This is a genomic window from Methylobacterium carpenticola (genome assembly GCF_042748905.1).
Lineage (GTDB): Bacteria > Pseudomonadota > Alphaproteobacteria > Rhizobiales > Beijerinckiaceae > Methylobacterium > Methylobacterium carpenticola.
The window spans coordinates 3,130,503-3,147,733 of record NZ_JBHZEO010000001.1 but is presented as its reverse complement, the minus strand read 5'-3'; the positions used below and the strand labels follow the sequence as shown (position 1 = coordinate 3,147,733).

Below are 17,231 nucleotides of genomic sequence, written 5' to 3'. Positions count from 1 at the left end.
TCTCCCGATGAACGCCGCCCTGACCGTCATGCCCGCTCTCGGGCCCGCCCTGCCGGAGCTGATCCTCGCGGTCGGCGCCCTGGTGCTGATCCTCTACGGCGCGCTCCGCGGCGAGCGCTCCACGGAAGGCGTCACGGTCGGCGCCCTCATCGTCCTGATCGTCGCCCTGTTCTCGGTGGTGAGCCAGCCGCTCGGCGCCAAGGTGACCACCTTCAACGGCTCCTTCATCGTCGACGGCTTCGCCCGGGTGATGAAGGTGCTGACGCTGCTGGGCTCGCTCGCCGCGCTGCTGCTCGCCCGCGACCTCTTCGCCCGCGAGCGCATCGCCCGCTTCGAGTACCCGATCCTGATCGTGCTCTCGACGATCGGCATGATGGTCATGGCCTCGGCCAACGATCTGATCGGTCTCTATCTCGGCCTCGAGCTGCAATCGCTCGCCGCCTACGTCATCGCCTCGTTCCACCGGGACGACGTGCGCTCGACCGAGGCCGGGCTGAAGTACTTCGTGCTCGGCGCCCTCTCGTCCGGCATGCTGCTCTACGGCGCCTCGCTGGTCTACGGCTTCACCGGCAGCATCTCCTTCCCGGGCATCGTCACGGCGCTGCGCGAGACGCAGGTGGGTCTCGGCCTCGTGCTCGGCATCGTCTTCGTGGCGGCGGGCGTGGCCTTCAAGCTCGCGGCGGTGCCGTTCCACATGTGGACGCCGGACGTCTACGAGGGCGCGCCGACCCCGGTCACGGCCTTCTTCGCCTCGGCGCCCAAGATGGCCGCCATGGCCATGACGGTGCGCGTCTTCATCGGCGCCTTCCCGGGCGTGATCGACGAGTGGCGGCAGATCATCGTCTTCGTCGCCATCGCCTCCATGGCGCTCGGCTCCTTCGCGGCGATCGGCCAGCGCAACATCAAGCGCCTGATGGCCTATTCCTCGATCGCGAATGTCGGCTACGCGCTGATCGGCCTCGCCGCCGGCACGCCCGAGGGCATCAGCGGCGTGGTGCTCTACATGGCGATCTACCTCGCCATGACGCTCGGCGCCTTCGCGATCATCCTCGGCCTGCGCCGCGGCAACCGGATGTTCGACTCGATCGACGATCTCGCCGGCCTGTCGCGCACCCATCCCTGGCTGGCCTTCTGCCTCGCCGCGATGATGTTCTCCCTCGCCGGCATCCCGCCGCTCGCCGGGTTCTTCGCCAAGCTCTACGTCTTCAAGGCGGCGGTGGCGGCGGGCCTCTACACGCTGGCGGTGATCGGCGTGGTCACCAGCGTGGTCGGCGCCTTCTACTACCTGCGCCTCGTCAAGGTGATGTACTTCGACGAGCCGCAGGCGGCCTACGAGCCGCTGGCACCGGGCCTGCGGATCGTGCTTGCCGCATCGAGCGTGGTCGTGCTTCTGTTCTTCATCGTTCCGGCGCCCCTCGTGGCGGTGGCCGAGACTGCGGCCCGATCCTTGTTCTGATAACCCACCGCATGGCCTTTTCCCTCGACCCCGCGGCCCTCGCCGCGGGGTACCGTCTCGAAGCGCATGACACTCTCGGCTCCACGAGCACGCAGGCGCTGGCGCGCGTGCGCGACGGGGCCGCTTGCCCGCTCTGGGTCGTGGCGCGGCGGCAGACCGAGGGGAGGGGGCGCCGCGGCAGTGTCTGGTCGTCGCCGGAGGGCAATCTCGCGGCGAGCCTCGCCTGGCCGGTGCCCGCCGGACTCGCTCCCGACCAGTTGGCGACGCTCGGCTTCGTGGCCGGCGTGAGCCTGGAGCGGGCCTTGCGCGACGTCTGCGCCCCGGCCCGCGGGCCGGAGGACGCCTTCCGTCTCAAATGGCCGAACGACGTGCTCGCCGGCGGTGCCAAGCTCGCGGGCATTCTCCTGGAGCGGGAAGCGCTGCCGCAGGGCGCCGTCGTCGTCGTCGGCTTCGGCGTGAACGTCGCGGCGGCGCCGGACGGTCTTCCCTATCCGGCGACCTCGCTCGCCGCGCTCGGCCGGCCGGCCGAGGCGGAGGGGCTGTTCCGCCGGCTCACCGCGACCTGGGCCGAGACGCTGCGCGCCTGGGACGAGGGCCGCGGCTTCCCGACCATTCGCTCGGCTTGGCTCGCGACGGCGGCCGGCCTCGACGGGGCCGTCGCGGTCGACGCGGGATCCGAGCGCCTCACTGGGACGTTCGAGACGATCGACGCGGGCGGGCGCCTCGTGCTGCGCCTCGCGGATGGTTCGCGCCGCACGGTGACGGCCGGGGCGGTGCATTTCGGTTCGGCCGCGACGGCGGCAGCAGCGGCGGGCCGGGCCGGCGCCTGAAGGGCGACGACGGCCTCCGCAGGAGATTCGGCGGGCGGGGCGCCCTGGCGCCCGCGTCCCGGAGCCGCTTGAGCGCGGCGACAACCGACATGACGGCGCCGTGACCGTGACGGCAAGAGGCCGTTTTCCGAGGAGGGCCGCGACGGCGGCCCATGAGGTATCGTGTGTCAATGACGAAGGGAGATGAACTCGTCTTCGTGCCGCTCGGCGGCGTCGGCGAGATCGGGATGAATGCGGCGCTCTACGGCTTCGGTCCGCCCAAGGCGCGCAAGTGGATCATGGTCGATTGCGGCATGGGCTTCGCGAGCGAGGAGCACATGCCGGGCGTCGACCTGATGTATCCGGACCTCAGCTTCATCGAGAAGCAGCGGGAGAACCTGCTCGGCATCCTGATCACCCACGGTCACGAGGACCATATCGGGGCGCTCGTCGAGCTGTGGCCGCGGCTGAAGGTGCCGGTCTACGCGACGCGCTTCACCAAGAGCCTGATCGAGACGCGCCGCCTCGGCGAGCCCGGCGCGCCGAAGATCGACCTGCGCGAGGTGAAGCCGAACGAGCGAATGACCTTCGGGCCCTTCGAGGTCGAGTACGTGCCGGTGGCGCACTCGATCCCCGAGGCGAATGCCCTGGCGATCCGGACCGAGCACGGTCTCGTCCTGCATACCGGCGACTGGAAGCTCGACGACGGCCCGGTCGCGGGCAACGTCACCTCCGAGGAGGCCTTCATCCGCCTCGGCGAGGAGGGCGTGCTGGCGCTGGTCTGCGATTCGACCAACGTCACCCGCGAGGGCCGCTCGCCGAGCGAGACGGAGGTGGCGGCGCATCTGGCGGAGCTGATCCGCAGCGCGCCGCACCGCGTCGCGGTCACGACCTTCGCGTCGAACGTCGCGCGCATCCGCGCGGTGGCGGATGCGGCGCAGGCCTGCGGGCGCGAGGTGATCGCGGTCGGGCGCGCCATGGACCGGGTCATCGACGTCGCCCGCGAATGCGGCTATCTCGACGGCTTGCCCGATTTCCGCGAGCCCGAGGCCTACGGCTACCTGCCGCGCGAGAAGGTGGTGGCCCTGCTCACCGGCTCGCAGGGCGAGGCCCGCGCGGCCCTGGCCCGGATCTCCCGCGACGAGCATCCGGAGATCGCCCTCTCGGCGGGCGACCGGGTGATCTTCTCGTCCCGGGCGATTCCCGGCAACGAGCGCTCGATCGGCGCCATCATCAACGACCTGATCGAGGCGGGCATCGAGGTCATCACCGACCGCACCGAACTCGTCCACGTCTCGGGCCATCCGCGGCGGGACGAACTCGCCGCCATGTATCGCTGGACGAAGCCGCGCATCGCCGTGCCGGTGCACGGGGAGCCGCTGCACCTCGCCGAGCACGCCGCCTTCGCCCGCAAGCAGGGCGTCGATCAGGTGGTGAAGGCCCGCAACGGCTCGCTGATCCGTCTCGCGCCCGGGGCGCCGGAGATCATCGACCACGTCACCCGCGGCCGACTCTACAAGGACGGCATGGTGCTGATCACCGAGACCGACCGGGCGCTGCCGGAGCGGCGCAAGCTCTCCTTCACGGGGATCATCTCGGTGGCGATCGCGGTCGACCAGCACGGCGAGATGAAGGGCGAACCCGCCATCGACCTGATGGGCCTGCCGACCTACGGCCGCAAGGGCGAGGCGATCATCGACATCGTCGAGGACGTAGTGGAGCGCACCTTCAGCGGCCTGTCGCGCCAGAAACGGCGCGACTCGGAGGCGGTGGAGAACTCCATCGACCGGGCGATCCGCGCCGCCGTCAACGAGGTCTGGGGCAAGAAGCCCGCCTGCCACGTGCAGGTGGTCGAGGTCTGAGAAGCACGTCCGGGAGCGCCGCGTCTCGCGGTGCTCCCGGGCCTCCGACGAAAGACCGGGCCGGTCCGCGGCGGTCTCGTGTAGAACGGGCGCATCGACCCGGAGAGGAGCCAGAGGATCATGATCGGCCGGCTGAATCACGTCGCCATCGCGGTGAAGGACCTTGAGGCCGCCGCGAAGGTCTACCGCGACATCCTCGGCGCCACGCTCTCGCCCCCGCTCGCTCAGCCCGAGCACGGCGTCACGGTCATCTTCGTCGAGTTGCCCAACAGCAAGATCGAGCTCCTGGAGCCGCTCGGCGCGGATTCGCCGATCAACGCCTTCCTGGAGCGCAATCCGGGCGGCGGCATCCACCACGTCTGCTACGAGGTGGACGACATCCTGGCCGCCCGCGACCGGCTGAAGGGGGAGGGGGCCCGCATCCTCGGCAGCGGCGAGCCCCGCATCGGCGCCCACGGCAAGCCGGTGCTGTTCCTGCACCCGAAGGATTTCCTCGGCACGCTCGTCGAGCTGGAGCAGGCCTGAGCCGTGCTCGCGTCCGGCTTCGACGTCGCCACCGCCTCCATCCCGCGCACGCTCGTCGCCTGCACGCTCGTGATGGTGCCCGCCCTCGCGGCCGCGAAGGCCCTGTTCGGCCTCACGTGGTTCGGGGCGGCGGCGCTCTACTTCGTCGTCTGGTGGACGCTGCTCTTCGCCGTGCTGCCCTTCCGCGCGAAGGACGACGGGTCGCAGCCCCTCGTGCCCGGACAGGATCCGGGCGCGCCGCCGCTGCCGCAGATGCGCCGCAAGGCCCTGTGGACCACGCTGCTCTCCGACGTTGTGTTCCTCCTGGTGATCGCCGCCTTCCCGCTCGCCGGCCTTTGATGCGCGCGGGGTTTCGATGGCCGGCTTACCGCATGCGGCTGACCAGAAAACAATAAAAAAGCAAGGCTCGAAAGCCTTGCTTGAAAAGCTTCTGGATGTTTTCGTCAGCCTGTCAGTTGATTTTGCGCCGTATTCGGCGTTTCGGCTGACACTTCCTCCCGAGACTCGGACCGTGCGCGCCGACCTTTCGTGGTCGTCTGCGCGTCATCGCTGAGGCGCTTATAGGAAGAAGAATTCGCATTGTCACGCCTTTCGGAGCAGATTGATGCGATTTTTTGCATGCGGCTAGGTGTAAACGATTTCCTAGCTTGACGGTCCGAGGAGATCGGACCGAATCGGTTGCAGAGGTTGCAGGTCCCCCGCGCGACGCGCCGCTTGTCTTTTTCCGGAGCAATGTGTTGTGTGCCCCGGCGGGGCCGCCATCCGTGCGGCCCCGCGCGTCCGTCTTCGCCCGTCAAGGTTCCGCATGCGCCTCAGCCGCTACTTCCTGCCCATCCTGCGTGAGACTCCGAAGGAAGCGGAGATCGTCTCGCACCGGCTGATGCTCCGCGCCGGCATGATCCGCCAGGAGGCGGCCGGCATCTACGCGTGGCTGCCCCTCGGCCTGCGGGTGCTCAACCGGGTGACCGAGGTGATCCGCGCCGAGCAGAACCGCAGCGGCGCCGTCGAGCTCCTGATGCCGACCATCCAGTCGGCGGAACTCTGGCGCGAATCCGGCCGCTACGACGCCTACGGCAAGGAGATGCTGCGCATCCGCGACCGGCACGAGCGCGAGATGCTGTTCGGCCCCACCAACGAGGAGATGATCACCGCGATCTTCCGCTCGGCGGTGCGCTCCTACAAGGACCTGCCGAAGAACCTCTACCACATCCAGTGGAAGTTCCGGGACGAGGTGCGGCCGCGCTTCGGCACCATGCGGTCGCGCGAGTTCCTGATGAAGGACGCCTACTCGTTCGACCTCGACGAGGCGGGGGCGCGCCACGCCTACAACAAGATGTTCGTGGCCTATCTGCGCACCTTCGCGCGGCTCGGCCTCAAGGCGATCCCGATGCGGGCCGAGACCGGGCCGATCGGGGGCAACCTGAGCCACGAATTCATCATCCTGGCGCAGACCGGCGAGAGCGAGGTGTTCTGCGACCGCGCCTATCTGGATTTCCCGATCCCCGAGGCCTCCACCGATTTCGACGACGTGGCCGGCCTGCAGGCCAGCGTCGACCACTGGACCTCGCGCTACGCCGCCACCTCCGAGATGCACGAGCCGGCCGCCTTCGCGGCGGTGCCGGAAGAGGCGCGGATGGCCACCCGCGGCATCGAGGTCGGGCACATCTTCTATTTCGGAACCAAGTATTCCGAGCCGATGGGCGCCCGCGTCACCGGCCCGGACGGCCAGGAGCGTCCGGTCCATATGGGCTCCTACGGCATCGGCCCGAGCCGGCTCGTCGCCGCCATCATCGAGGCGAGCCACGACGAGGCCGGCATCATCTGGCCGGATTCGGTGGCGCCCTTCGATGCCGGCCTGCTCAACCTGAAGGTCGGCGACGCGGCCACCGACGCGGCCTGCGCCAAGCTTCAGGAGGAGCTGAAGGCGGCCGGCCTCACGGTGCTCTACGACGACCGCGACGAGCGGCCGGGGGGCAAGTTCGCGACGGCCGACCTGATCGGCCTGCCCTGGCAGGTCATCGTCGGCCCGAAGGGGCTGGCCGAGGGCAAGGTCGAGTTGAAGCGGCGCGCCACCGGCGAGCGGGACTCCGTCGCCCTCGACGCGGTGGCGGCGCGCCTGCGCGGAGCCCGGGGTTGAGCGCGGCCGGTCCCGCTCCCGATCGGGAGCGGGAATCCCGTGCGCGGCCGGTGTGTGGGAGCCTGCGATGATCACGGCCCTGCGTGAGCGCCTGCGGCTGCCGCTCGGCGGCATGCCGCGCATCCTCGGCGGGACGCCGCCCTTCGCGCCCTTCGAGTGGGTGATCGCGGGCCGCTACCTGCGCACCCGCCGCAAGGAGGGCTTCGTCTCGGCGATCGCCCTGTTCTCGTTCCTCGGCATCATGCTCGGGGTGGCGACGCTGATCATCGTGCTCTCGGTGATGAGCGGCTTCCGCAAGGAGCTCCTGTCGAAGATCGTCGGCATCAACGGCCACGTCTTCGTCGCGCCGATCGACAAGCCGCTCACCGACTACGCCGACCTGTCCGAGCGCCTGTCCAAGGTCGCGGGCGTCTCGCTCGCCCTGCCGATGGTGGAGGGGCAGGCCTTCGCCTCCTCGCCCTATGGCGGATCGGGCGTGCTCGTGCGCGGCGTGCGGGCCGAGGATCTCGCCAAGATCAAGTCGATCTCCGGCACCATCCGGGGCGGTTCCCTCGACGGGTTCGACACCGGGGGCGGCGTCGCCATCGGCCGGCGCCTCGCCGAGGCCCTGGGGCTCCAGGCCGGCGACACCATCACGCTCGCGACCCCGAAGGGCGCGACCACGCCCTTCGGCACGGCGCCGCGGATCAAGGGCTACAACGTCGCGGCGATATTCGAGGTCGGCATGTCGGAATTCGACGCGACCTTCGTCTACATGCCGCTCTCGGAGGCGCAGGGCTTCTTCAACCGCGACGGGGACGTCACGGTGATCGAGGTCTTCCTCGACAATGCCGACGCGGTCGGCGAGGTGCGCTCCGCCCTCGACCTCGCGGCCGAGCGGCCGGTGGTGCTCACCGACTGGCGCCAGCGCAACCGCACCTTCTTCTCGGCCCTGGAGGTCGAGCGCAACGTGATGTTCATAATCCTCACGCTGATCGTGCTGGTGGCCGCGCTCAACATCGTGTCGAGCCTCATCATGCTGGTGAAGGACAAGTCGAGCGACATCGCCATCCTGCGCACCATGGGGGCGACGCGGGGCACAATCATGCGCGTCTTCCTGATCACCGGGGCGTCGATCGGCTTCACCGGAACCCTCGTGGGCTGCCTGCTCGGCATCGTGTTCGCCGCCAACATCACGGTGATCCAGCGCACGCTCCTGCCGGGCGTCTGGGATCCGACGGTGCGCTTCCTCTCGGAGATCCCCTCCGAGATCAATCCGAGCGAGGTGGTGGCGGTGGTGCTGATGTCCCTCGTCCTCTCGCTCCTCGCCACCCTCTATCCGTCCTGGCGGGCCGCCCGGCTCGACCCGGTGCAGGCGCTGCGCTACGGCTGAGTCCTGTTCGCGGCCCCGCGCTGCCCGGGGCCGCCCGCGAGGTGTTCGAGTTGATGGTGTCCGTGTTCCGCGTCCGCCCCGTTCCGTCCCTGCCATCCGTCCGGGGCTGAGCCATGGACGCCTCGCAGCCGCAGCAGCCGGTCCCGGCGCTCTTCCTGTCCCGGGTGGAGCGGCGCTACGCCCAGGCCGAAGGCAGCCTCGACATCCTGCGCGGGGCCGATCTCGCGATCTGGCCCGGCGAGATCGTGGCGCTCGTGGCGCCCTCCGGCACCGGCAAGTCGACCCTGCTCCACGTCGCCGGCCTGCTGGAGCGGCCGGACGGGGGCGAGGTCTATGTCGGCGGCCAGCCGAGCGCGCGCATGGACGATACCGCCCGCACCCGCATGCGGCGCGAGGAGATGGGGTTCGTCTATCAGGCCCACCACCTGCTGCCGGAATTCTCGGCGCTGGAGAACGTGGTGCTGCCCCAGCTCATCCGCGGGCTCGATGCCAGGGAGGCGCAGACCCGGGCCGCCGAGCTCCTGACCTTCCTCGGCCTCAAGAACCGGCTCAGCCACCGTCCGGCGGAATTGTCGGGCGGCGAGCAGCAGCGCGTCGCGATCGCCCGCGCGGTGGCGAACGGGCCCCGCCTGCTGCTCGCCGACGAGCCCACCGGCAACCTCGATCCGCAGACGGCGGCTCACGTCTTCGCGGTGCTGGTCTCGCTGGTGCGGGCCTCGGGCGTCGCGGCGCTGATCGCCACGCACAATTTCGAACTCGCCGCCCGGATGGACCGCCGCGTCACCATCCGCGACGGGCTGGTGGTTCAGGCGCCCTGACGGCCCCGCCTCAGCGGAAGGTCTTCCGCGGATCGAAGGCGTCGCGCACGGCCTCGCCGGCGAAGATCAGCAGGCTCAGCATCAGGGCGATCACCGCGAAGCCGGTGAGCCCGAGCCAGGGCGCCTGAAGGTTCGCCTTGCCCTGCGCCAGCAATTCCCCGAGCGAGGGCGAGCCCGGCGGCAGGCCGAAGCCCAGGAAGTCGAGCGACGTCAGCGTCGTGATCGAGCCGTTGAGCACGAAGGGCAGGAAGGTGAGCGTCGCCACCATTGCGTTCGGCAGGAGGTGCCTGAACATGATGCGGGCGTCGGAGAGGCCGAGTGCGCGGGCCGCCCGCACGTATTCGAAGTTGCGCGCTCGCAGGAACTCCGCCCGCACGACGCCGACCAGCGACACCCAGGAGAACAGGAGCAGGATGCCGAGCAGCACGAAGAAGCTCGGCGTGATGATCGAGGAGATGATGATCAGGAGGTAGAGCGAGGGGATCGCGGTCCAGATCTCGATCACCCGCTGGAAGGTCAGGTCGATCCAGCCGCCGAAATAGCCCTGCACGGCCCCGGCCAGCACGCCGACCACCGAGGAGATGATCGCGAGGGTGAGCCCGAACAGGACCGAGAGGCGAAAGCCGTAGATCAGCCGCGCGACCACGTCGCGGCCCTGGTCGTCGGTGCCGAGCCAGTTCCACTCGATGTCGCGGCAGGTGGTGCCGCCGGTCTTCTCGGCGGCCGGGCGGCACTGCGCGTCCAACAGGAGCCAGGTCGGCGGGGCGGGCGCCGGCACCGGCAGGTCGAGGTTGTGCGTGTCGTAGGAGAAGCGGATCGGCGGCCACAGGGCCCAGCCGTTCTCGGCGATCTCCTTCTTGATCACCGGGTCGCGGTAATCGGTCCGGGCCAGGAAGCCGCCGAACTTCTCCTCGGGGTAATCGACGAAGATCGGGGTCAGCCACTCGCCCTTGTAGGAGACGAGGATCGGCCGGTCGTTGGCGATGAAATCGGCGAACAGGCTGCCGACGAACAGCACGACGAAGATCGCGAACGACCAAAAGCCACGCCGGTTCGCCCGGAAATTGGCCAGCCGGCGGCGGTTGAGCGGCGAGAGCCGCCGCGTCCCGGTCTCCGGCAGCGTCACGGAGACGGGAGACGCCGCCGGCGAGGTGACCGGCACGGCGTCGGACGCGCTGGGGCGGGGACGCTCGTTCATGCCGGCTCCCCGTCGCGGGTCAGTCGATGCGCATGGCGGTTCCGTCGATCACCGTGGGCCGCAGGCCGCCGGTCCGCTCCAGGTGGCGGCGCAGCAGGCGCACGTTGCGCCGGTTGGCCTTGAAGGCCGCGTCGAAGATGTCGCCGAAGAACGGCACCACGCCGACGACGCCGTCCACCGCCACGTTCGCCGCCATGCGGGCGAGGAGCCAGCGCGGCGCCCCGAGCCGGCGCGCCTCCCAGATCACGTAGGACGAGATCGCCGTGGTGATCGCGTCGCCGATCACCGGCACGAGGCCGATCAGGGCGTCGAGGCCGACGCGCCGGTTGATGCCCGGCAGCACGAAGGCCGTGTCCAGGATGTGCGCCAGGAGTTCGAGCCGGGCCATGGCCTGCTCGATGTCGGACGCCGCCGCGCGGGCGGAGCGGAGCGGCGGCACCGCCGAAGCTGAGAAGCGGCCGCCCACCGTCTGCGTGAACTCCATCGCGGGGCTCCCATGCGGAATGCTCATGATCCCGCATGTGGTTGCGCTCCCGCGGCGGAACAAGGACGGCTTGCATCAGACCGTGCGGCGCATCAGGCCGCTCAGCCGGTCCAAGGCCCGGTCGAGGGTCTCGTCGGTCTTGGCGAAGCAGAACCGCACCACGTTGCGCACCGGATCCTCGGCGTAGAAGGCGCTCACCGGGATCGCCGCCACCCCGTGCTCGCGCACCAGCCGCTCGCAGAAGGCGACGTCGTCGGTCTCCCCGAGGGGCGCGATGTCGATGTTGAGGAAGTAGGTGCCGGCGGAGGGCAGCACCGCGAAGCCGAGACCGGCGAGGCCCGCCGTGAAGCGGTCGCGCGAGCGGGCGAGCCCGGCCCGCATGGTCTCGAAATAGGCGTCGTCCTTGCCGAGCCCGTAGGCCACCGCCGTCTGGAGGTTCGGCGGCGTGGTGAAGGTGAGGAATTGGTGGGCCTTGGCGAGGACCCGCATCAGCGGCGGGGCCGCGAGCACGAAGCCGACCTTCCAGCCGGTCAGGGAGAAGATCTTGCCGGCCGAGCCGATCTTGACCGTGCGCTCGCGCATGCCGGGGAGCGCCATCAGCGGCCGGTGGCGCCGGCCGTCGAACATCACATGCTCCCAGACCTCGTCGCAGAGGGCGACCGCGTCGTGGCGGCAGCAGAAATCGGCCAGGAGCGCGAGATCCTCGTCGGGGAAGACCGTCGCGGTGGGATTGAGGGGATTGTTGAGCAGCACGACCCGGGTGCGGGGCGAGAAGGCGGCGGCGAGCGCCGCCTCGGTCAGCCGGAAATGCGGCGGGGTGAGCCGCACCATCCGCGGCACCCCGCCGGCCCGCCGCACCAGGGGCAGGTAGGCGTCGTACATCGGCGCGAACAGCACGACCTCGTCGCCGGGCTCGATCAGCGCCATCAGCGCGCCCGCGAGCGCCTCGGTGGCGCCGGACGTCACCATGACCTCGGCGGCTGGATCGACGGAGAGGCCCTGCCAATGGGAATAATGGGCGGCCACGGCCTCGCGCAGGGCCGGCAGGCCCATCATCGGCGGATATTGGTTCCAGCCCTCGACCACCGCCTCGGCCGCCTTGCGCCGGACATCCTCGGGCCCCGGATCGTCGGGGAAGCCCTGGCCGAGATTCACGGCGCCCGTCTCGCGGGCGAGGGCGGACATGACCTCGAATACGGTGGTCGGCAGGTCGGCGAAGATCGGGTTCATGCCGGGATCGTCAGCGCCATCGCGAAGGGCAGGGAAAGGCCCGTCTGGCTAGCACGCGTCCGCCGGGTGCGAAACCGCACATGAGCCGCACCCTGTGAACTGACGATTGTTGACACTCGTCAGTCGTCGATTACGTTCTGGCCATGCGGTCGGGCTGACCGCTTCCGTGATGCGGGGCTCCGCCCCCTCGCCCTGCATGACGGACAGCGGTTGGCCCGGCCGTACCTGTTTCGGCCGGGTCCCGGCCTGTCGTGGCGGGACTTGCGACACCCGCGCGGGTCGGGCATCACCCGCATCGGCCGCGCCCGGACCGGGCGGCGGCCCGCTTCCCGCCTCCCTCCGCGCCCGAGTTCCGGATGTCCGTGCGCACCTGCATCGTTCTCGGCTGCCTGGCGGCGGCGCTCGGCGCCTCCCTGCGGCTCGCCGTGCCGGTGCGGCCCGTGGACGGGACCTATCGGGCGGTCGTGCGGGATGTCCTCGCCCAGCGCCGGGCCCTGGTCGAGCAGGGCATCCGCCGCGAAGCCCCCTGATGCCGCGCCGGCTCGCGTTCAGCAATCAAGGCGCAACATCGCGGCCGTACTGGGAACGCATTGCCGTGGCGTAAAGGCCCGGGTGGTGCGGCCCGGGATGGCGTGACGCAGGCGCAGCCCGCGCGTCCCGCCCTATACCGCAGGGCACGGCGCAGACCATGGGGTGCGGATGGCGGGGGTGCCGCCTGAGTGCGAGAGTCACGGGTCGACGCGATGAACGAATTGTCCCCCATCCGCACCGACGACGCCGTCGAGACGGCGCCGCGCCGCCGCAGGCGGTGGCCGTTCTGGCTGCTCCTGCTGCTCGCGCTGGGAGGGGCCGGGGCCTGGGCCTACCGCACGTATCTGCCGAACGGATTCCAGTTCCAGACCAAGCAGGCGGCGAAGCCCGAGACCAGCCGGCGCGGCGCCCGCCGCGCGGCCGGGGAGGGGCCGCAGGCGGTCGGCATCGCCACCGTGACCACGGGCGACATGCCGGTGGTGCTCTCCGGCCTCGGCACCGTGACGCCGCTCGCCACCGTGACCGTGCGCTCGCAGGTCAGCGGCTACCTGACCCAGATCGGCTTCCGCGAGGGGCAGCACGTCAAGCAGGGCGACTTCCTGGCCCAGATCGACGTGCGGCCCTACGAGGCGCTGCTCGCCCAGTACCAGGGCCAGCTCCAGCGCGACCAGGCGCTCCTGCAGAATGCCCGCCTCGACCTCGTGCGCTACCAGACCCTCAACCGGCAGGACTCGATCTCGAAGCAGAACGTCGACACCCAGGCCGCGACGGTGAAGCAGTACGAGGGCGTCGTCGCCTCGGATCAGGCGCAGATCGACCAGCAGAAGCTCAACATCCAGTACGGGCGCATCACCTCGCCGGTGGATGGCCGGGTCGGCCTGCGCCAGATCGACCAGGGCAACTACGTGACGGCGGCCTCGACCAGCATCGTGGTGGTGACGCAGCTGCAGCCGATCTCGGTGGTGTTCACCCTGCCGGAGGACGTGCTGGCGCGGGTGATGGACCGCCTGCGCACGGGCGCCAGGCTGCCGGTGCGGATCTTCGACCGGGCCGACACCACCGAGATCGCGAGCGGGATGCTCGACACGGTCGACAACCAGATCGACGTGACCACCGGCACCGTGAAGCTGCGGGCGCTGTTTCCCAACCAGGACGACCGGCTGTTCCCGAACCAGTTCGTGAACGCCAAGCTCCTCGTCGACACGGTGGCGAACGCGCCCATCGTGCCGGCCGCGGCGGTGCTGCGGGGCACGCCCGGGACCTTCGTCTATCTCCTCGGCGAGGGCGGCAAGGTCACGGTGCGGCCGATCACGATCGGCGAGACCGACGGCACCCGGACGGTCGTGACCGCGGGGCTGAAACCCGGCGATCAGGTGGTGGTGGACGGCACCGACCGCCTGCGCGACGGGGCCGAGGTGCGCGTGACCGGCCGCGGCCCGTCCGAGGCCAAGGCGAGCGAGGCCGAGGCCCCGGCCGCGCCCGCCGGGGCGCAGCCGCGGCGCGAGGCCGAACCCGCGGCCGCCGAGGGCGAGCGCCCGCACCGGCGGCGGCGCCAAGCGCAGTGAGGCGGGTCGTGGTCGCCGCGGGCGCACGGTCGGACGCCGGAGCGACGGCCGGAATCGGGGGAGCGGGCCGATGAACCCCTCCCGCCTCTTCATCCTGCGCCCGGTCGCCACCACGCTCCTGATGCTGGCGATCCTGCTCACCGGCATCCTGTCGTACCTCAACCTGCCGCTCTCGGCGCTGCCCGCCGTCGATTACCCGACGATCCAGGTCCAGACCTTCTATCCGGGCGCGAGCCCGGAGGTGATGACCTCGGCCGTCACCGCACCGCTGGAACGGCAGTTCGGCCAGCTCGCCAACCTCAACCAGATGACCTCGCAATCCTCCGCGGGCGCCTCGGTCATCACCCTGCAATTCAACCTCGACCTCTCCCTCGACATCGCCACGCAGGAGGTGCAGGCGGCGATCAATGCGGCCGGCAACCTCCTGCCGAGCGACCTGCCGGCGCCCCCGGTCTACGCCAAGGTCAACCCGGCCGACGCGCCGATCCTCACCCTGGCGCTCACCTCCAAGACCCTGGCGCTCACCCAGGTGCGCGACCTCGCCGAGACGCGGCTCGCCCAGAAGATCAGCCAAGTGGCGGGCGTCGGGCTCGTCACCATGGCGGGCGGCCAGCGGCCGGCGGTGCGGGTGCGCTTCAACTCGCGGGCGCTCGCGGCCTACGGCCTCAACATCGACGACCTGCGCACCACCATCGCCAACCTCAACGTCAACACGCCGAAGGGCACCATCGACGGGCCGACCCAGTCCTTCGCCATCAACGCCAACGACCAGATCCGCGACCCCGCCGATTATCGGGACGCGATCATCGCCTACCGCAACGGCGCGCCGGTGAAGCTCTCGGCGGTGGCCGAGGTGGTGGAGGCGCCGGAGAACACCAAGCTCGGCGCCTGGATGGACACCACGCCCGCGGTGATCCTCAACATCCAGCGCCAGCCCGGCGCCAACGTCATCGCGGTGGTGGACCGCATCAAGGCTCTGCTGCCGCAACTCCAGGCGACGCTGCCGGCGGCGATCCAGGTGACGCCGCTCACCGACCGCACCGTCACGATCCGGGCCTCCGTGCACGACGTGCAGATGGAGCTCCTGCTCGCCATCGCCCTCGTGGTGCTGGTGATCTTCCTGTTCCTGCGCTCGCTCCCCGCGACGCTGATCCCGAGCCTGTCGGTGCCGCTGTCGCTCGTCGGCGCGCTCGCCGTCATGGACCTGTGGGACTTCTCCCTCGACAACCTCTCGCTGATGGCGCTGACCATCGCGACGGGCTTCGTGGTCGATGACGCCATCGTGGTGATCGAGAACATCGCCCGGCACGTGGAGGAGGGGGCTTCACCCCTCGAAGCCGCGCTGAAGGGCTCGGAGGAGATCGGCTTCACCATCATCTCGCTCACGGTCTCGCTGCTCGCGGTGCTGATCCCGCTCCTGTTCATGGGCGAGGTGGTGGGCCGGCTCTTCCACGAATTCGCCATCACGCTCGCCGCGACGATCGTGATCTCGGGGATCGTCTCGCTCACCCTGGTGCCGATGCTCTGCGCGCGCCTCCTGCGCCACGAGCCGCCGCGGGCGCGCTCGCGCGGCGCCCTCGCCCGGGCGGGGCGGTGGGTGATGGAGGGCGGGATCGGGCTCTACGGCCGCACCCTGCGCGGCGTCCTCAACCACCAGGGCCTGACCCTCGTCGTGGCCCTCGGCACGCTCGCGCTCACCGTCTACCTCTACGTGATCATCCCGAAGGGCTTCTTCCCGGTCCAGGATACGGGCGTGATCCAGGGCATCAGCCAGGCGGATCAGACCGTCTCCTACGCGGCGATGGCCGAGCGCCAGCAGCGCCTCGCCCAGGAGATCCTGAAGGATCCGGACGTGGTCAGCCTGTCCTCCTTCATCGGGGTCGACGGGCAGAACGTCACGCTCAATTCCGGGCGCTTCCTCATCAACCTGCGCCCGCGCGAGGAGCGCAGCGAGACCGCGAGCGCGATCATCCGGCGCATCAATGCCCGTACGGCGGCGGTGCCGGGCGTCACCCTGTTCATGCAGCCGGTGCAGGATCTCACCATCGACACGGCGGTGAGCCCGACCCAGTACCAGTTCATCCTCGAGAACCCGGACCTCAACGCCTTCGACGCCTGGGTGCCGCGCTTCGTCGACCGTCTGCGCCGGATCCCGGACCTCGCCGACGTGGCGAGCGACCGGCAGGCCAACGGGCTCTCGGCCTACATCACCATCGACCGCTCCACGGCGGGCCGCTACGGCATCACGCCGGCCTCCGTCGACAACGCCCTCTACGACGCCTTCGGCCAGCGCATCATCTCGACCATCTTCACGCAGTCGAACCAGTACCGGGTGATCCTGGAGGCCGATCCGGACCTTCATCGCAGCCTGCAATCCCTCAACCAGATCTACCTGCCGTCCTCGACGGCCACCAACGGGCAGGTGCCGCTCTCGGCCATCGCCACGGTGACGGAGAAGCGCGCACCGCTCCTCATCAGCCATCTCGGCCAGTTCCCGGCGACCACGATCTCCTTCAACCTCGCGCCCGGCGCCTCGCTCGGGCCGGCGGTGGCGGCGATCCAGGCGGCGAAGGACGAACTCGGCCTTCCCGACAGCTTCCAGCTGATCTTCCAGGGCTCGGCGCTCGCCTTCCAGGCCTCGCTCAACAACACCCTGTTCCTGGTGCTGGCCGCGATCGTGACGGTCTACATCGTGCTCGGCGTGCTCTACGAGAGCTTCGTCCACCCGATCACGATCCTCTCGACCCTGCCCTCGGCCGGCATCGGGGCGCTCGCCGGTCTGATGCTGTTCGGGCTCGACCTCGACATCATCGGCATCATCGGCATCGTGCTCCTGATCGGCATCGTGAAGAAGAACGCCATCATGATGATCGACTTCGCGCTCCAGGCGGAGCGCGAGGAGGGCCGCGCGCCCCGGGACGCGATCTACGAGGCCTGCCTGCTGCGCTTCCGGCCGATCATGATGACGACCTTCGCGGCCCTGTTCGCGGCGGTGCCGATGATCCTCGGCACGGGGACCGGCTCGGAGCTGCGCCAGCCGCTCGGCATCTCGATCGCGGGCGGATTGATCGTGAGCCAAGTGCTCACCCTCTACACGACGCCGGTGATCTACCTCGCCTTCGACCGGCTCGGGCGGCGCCTGAGCGGCCGGCGGCGTGGCGGGCTCGCGCCGGGCGAGGCGTTGCCGTGAGACCGGATGCGTCGCCGCTCGTCATGCCGAGGTGGTGCGAGGCAGCCTCGAAGC

14 protein-coding genes are annotated in these 17,231 nt (G+C 70.1%); 11 read left to right on the top strand and 3 right to left on the bottom strand.

The features are described 5' to 3' along the window. Window positions 1-7 precede the first annotated feature (7 nt). The 8 genes from nuoN to ACE101_RS14750 all read left to right on the top strand — a co-directional run bounded on the left by nuoN (window position 8) and on the right by ACE101_RS14750 (window position 8,979). Window positions 8-1,456 (top strand): NADH-quinone oxidoreductase subunit NuoN, encoded by a 1,449-nt coding sequence (gene nuoN / locus ACE101_RS14785; RefSeq protein ID WP_379130717.1) that lies wholly within the window; start codon window positions 8-10, stop codon window positions 1,454-1,456. Between the two features lie 11 nt (window positions 1,457-1,467). Then, window positions 1,468-2,286 carry a biotin--[acetyl-CoA-carboxylase] ligase gene (locus ACE101_RS14780; protein WP_379130715.1) on the top strand — a complete coding sequence of 273 codons (819 nt, stop codon included), beginning with the start codon at window positions 1,468-1,470 and terminating at the stop codon, window positions 2,284-2,286. A 170-nt stretch (window positions 2,287-2,456) separates the two neighbouring features. Next, complete coding sequence (locus ACE101_RS14775) at window positions 2,457-4,127, top strand: ribonuclease J (protein ID WP_379130712.1); 1,671 nt, start codon at window positions 2,457-2,459, stop codon at window positions 4,125-4,127. A gap of 120 nt (window positions 4,128-4,247) precedes the next feature. Beyond that, window positions 4,248-4,652 (top strand): methylmalonyl-CoA epimerase, encoded by a 405-nt coding sequence (gene mce, locus ACE101_RS14770; RefSeq protein ID WP_379130709.1) that lies wholly within the window; start codon window positions 4,248-4,250, stop codon window positions 4,650-4,652. A gap of 72 nt (window positions 4,653-4,724) precedes the next feature. Then, window positions 4,725-4,991, top strand: a complete 267-nt coding sequence (locus tag ACE101_RS14765; RefSeq protein WP_379138695.1) for a DUF1467 family protein — start codon at window positions 4,725-4,727, stop codon at window positions 4,989-4,991. A 466-nt stretch (window positions 4,992-5,457) separates the two neighbouring features. Continuing rightward, window positions 5,458-6,789, top strand: a complete 1,332-nt coding sequence (gene proS / locus ACE101_RS14760; protein WP_379130707.1) for a proline--tRNA ligase — start codon at window positions 5,458-5,460, stop codon at window positions 6,787-6,789. Between the two features lie 67 nt (window positions 6,790-6,856). Next, complete coding sequence (locus ACE101_RS14755; RefSeq protein ID WP_379130704.1) at window positions 6,857-8,161, top strand: lipoprotein-releasing ABC transporter permease subunit; 1,305 nt, start codon at window positions 6,857-6,859, stop codon at window positions 8,159-8,161. A gap of 113 nt (window positions 8,162-8,274) precedes the next feature. After that, the gene (locus ACE101_RS14750; RefSeq protein WP_379130701.1) at window positions 8,275-8,979 is read left to right on the top strand and encodes an ABC transporter ATP-binding protein; all 705 of its coding nucleotides are present in this window, start codon (window positions 8,275-8,277) and stop codon (window positions 8,977-8,979) included. Window positions 8,980-8,989: 10 nt separating this feature from the next. Here the strand turns inward: ACE101_RS14750 and ACE101_RS14745 are convergent, their stop codons facing one another. The 3 genes from ACE101_RS14745 to ACE101_RS14735 form a co-directional block, all read right to left on the bottom strand. Continuing rightward, window positions 8,990-10,177: an ABC transporter permease gene (locus ACE101_RS14745; protein WP_379130698.1), complete on the bottom strand. Its 1,188-nt coding sequence runs from the start codon at window positions 10,175-10,177 to the stop codon at window positions 8,990-8,992. A 19-nt stretch (window positions 10,178-10,196) separates the two neighbouring features. Further along, entirely contained in the window at window positions 10,197-10,661 is a 465-nt protein-coding gene (locus ACE101_RS14740) for a DUF4112 domain-containing protein (RefSeq protein WP_379130696.1), read from the bottom strand. Window positions 10,662-10,736: 75 nt separating this feature from the next. Next, a complete protein-coding gene (locus ACE101_RS14735) occupies window positions 10,737-11,891 on the bottom strand; it encodes an aminotransferase (RefSeq protein ID WP_379130694.1) in 1,155 nt (384 codons plus the stop codon). Between the two features lie 356 nt (window positions 11,892-12,247). Here ACE101_RS14735 and ACE101_RS14730 point away from each other — a divergent pair, with 356 nt between their 5' ends. From ACE101_RS14730 to ACE101_RS14720, 3 genes are all read left to right on the top strand, one after another. Beyond that, entirely contained in the window at window positions 12,248-12,421 is a 174-nt protein-coding gene (locus ACE101_RS14730) for a hypothetical protein (RefSeq protein ID WP_379130692.1), read from the top strand. Between the two features lie 213 nt (window positions 12,422-12,634). Further along, on the top strand, window positions 12,635-13,987 hold the full coding sequence (locus ACE101_RS14725; protein ID WP_379130689.1) for an MdtA/MuxA family multidrug efflux RND transporter periplasmic adaptor subunit: 1,353 nt from the start codon (window positions 12,635-12,637) through the stop codon (window positions 13,985-13,987). 70 nt (window positions 13,988-14,057) lie between these two features. Next, window positions 14,058-17,177: an MdtB/MuxB family multidrug efflux RND transporter permease subunit gene (locus ACE101_RS14720; protein WP_379130687.1), complete on the top strand. Its 3,120-nt coding sequence runs from the start codon at window positions 14,058-14,060 to the stop codon at window positions 17,175-17,177. Window positions 17,178-17,231 lie beyond the last annotated feature (54 nt).

Bases quoted from the DNA above. Each gene is read 5' to 3' on its own strand.
- nuoN (WP_379130717.1), top strand. From the start codon at position 8: ATGAACGCCGCCCTGACCGTCATGCCCGCTCTCGGGCCCGCCCTGCCG.
- ACE101_RS14780 (WP_379130715.1), top strand. From the start codon at position 1,468: ATGGCCTTTTCCCTCGACCCCGCGGCCCTCGCCGCGGGGTACCGTCTC.
- ACE101_RS14775 (WP_379130712.1), top strand. From the start codon at position 2,457: ATGACGAAGGGAGATGAACTCGTCTTCGTGCCGCTCGGCGGCGTCGGC.
- mce (WP_379130709.1), top strand. From the start codon at position 4,248: ATGATCGGCCGGCTGAATCACGTCGCCATCGCGGTGAAGGACCTTGAG.
- ACE101_RS14765 (WP_379138695.1), top strand. From the start codon at position 4,725: ATGGTGCCCGCCCTCGCGGCCGCGAAGGCCCTGTTCGGCCTCACGTGG.
- proS (WP_379130707.1), top strand. From the start codon at position 5,458: ATGCGCCTCAGCCGCTACTTCCTGCCCATCCTGCGTGAGACTCCGAAG.
- ACE101_RS14755 (WP_379130704.1), top strand. From the start codon at position 6,857: ATGATCACGGCCCTGCGTGAGCGCCTGCGGCTGCCGCTCGGCGGCATG.
- ACE101_RS14750 (WP_379130701.1), top strand. From the start codon at position 8,275: ATGGACGCCTCGCAGCCGCAGCAGCCGGTCCCGGCGCTCTTCCTGTCC.
- ACE101_RS14745 (WP_379130698.1), bottom strand. From the start codon at position 10,177: ATGAACGAGCGTCCCCGCCCCAGCGCGTCCGACGCCGTGCCGGTCACC.
- ACE101_RS14740 (WP_379130696.1), bottom strand. From the start codon at position 10,661: ATGGAGTTCACGCAGACGGTGGGCGGCCGCTTCTCAGCTTCGGCGGTG.
- ACE101_RS14735 (WP_379130694.1), bottom strand. From the start codon at position 11,891: ATGAACCCGATCTTCGCCGACCTGCCGACCACCGTATTCGAGGTCATG.
- ACE101_RS14730 (WP_379130692.1), top strand. From the start codon at position 12,248: ATGTCCGTGCGCACCTGCATCGTTCTCGGCTGCCTGGCGGCGGCGCTC.
- ACE101_RS14725 (WP_379130689.1), top strand. From the start codon at position 12,635: ATGAACGAATTGTCCCCCATCCGCACCGACGACGCCGTCGAGACGGCG.
- ACE101_RS14720 (WP_379130687.1), top strand. From the start codon at position 14,058: ATGAACCCCTCCCGCCTCTTCATCCTGCGCCCGGTCGCCACCACGCTC.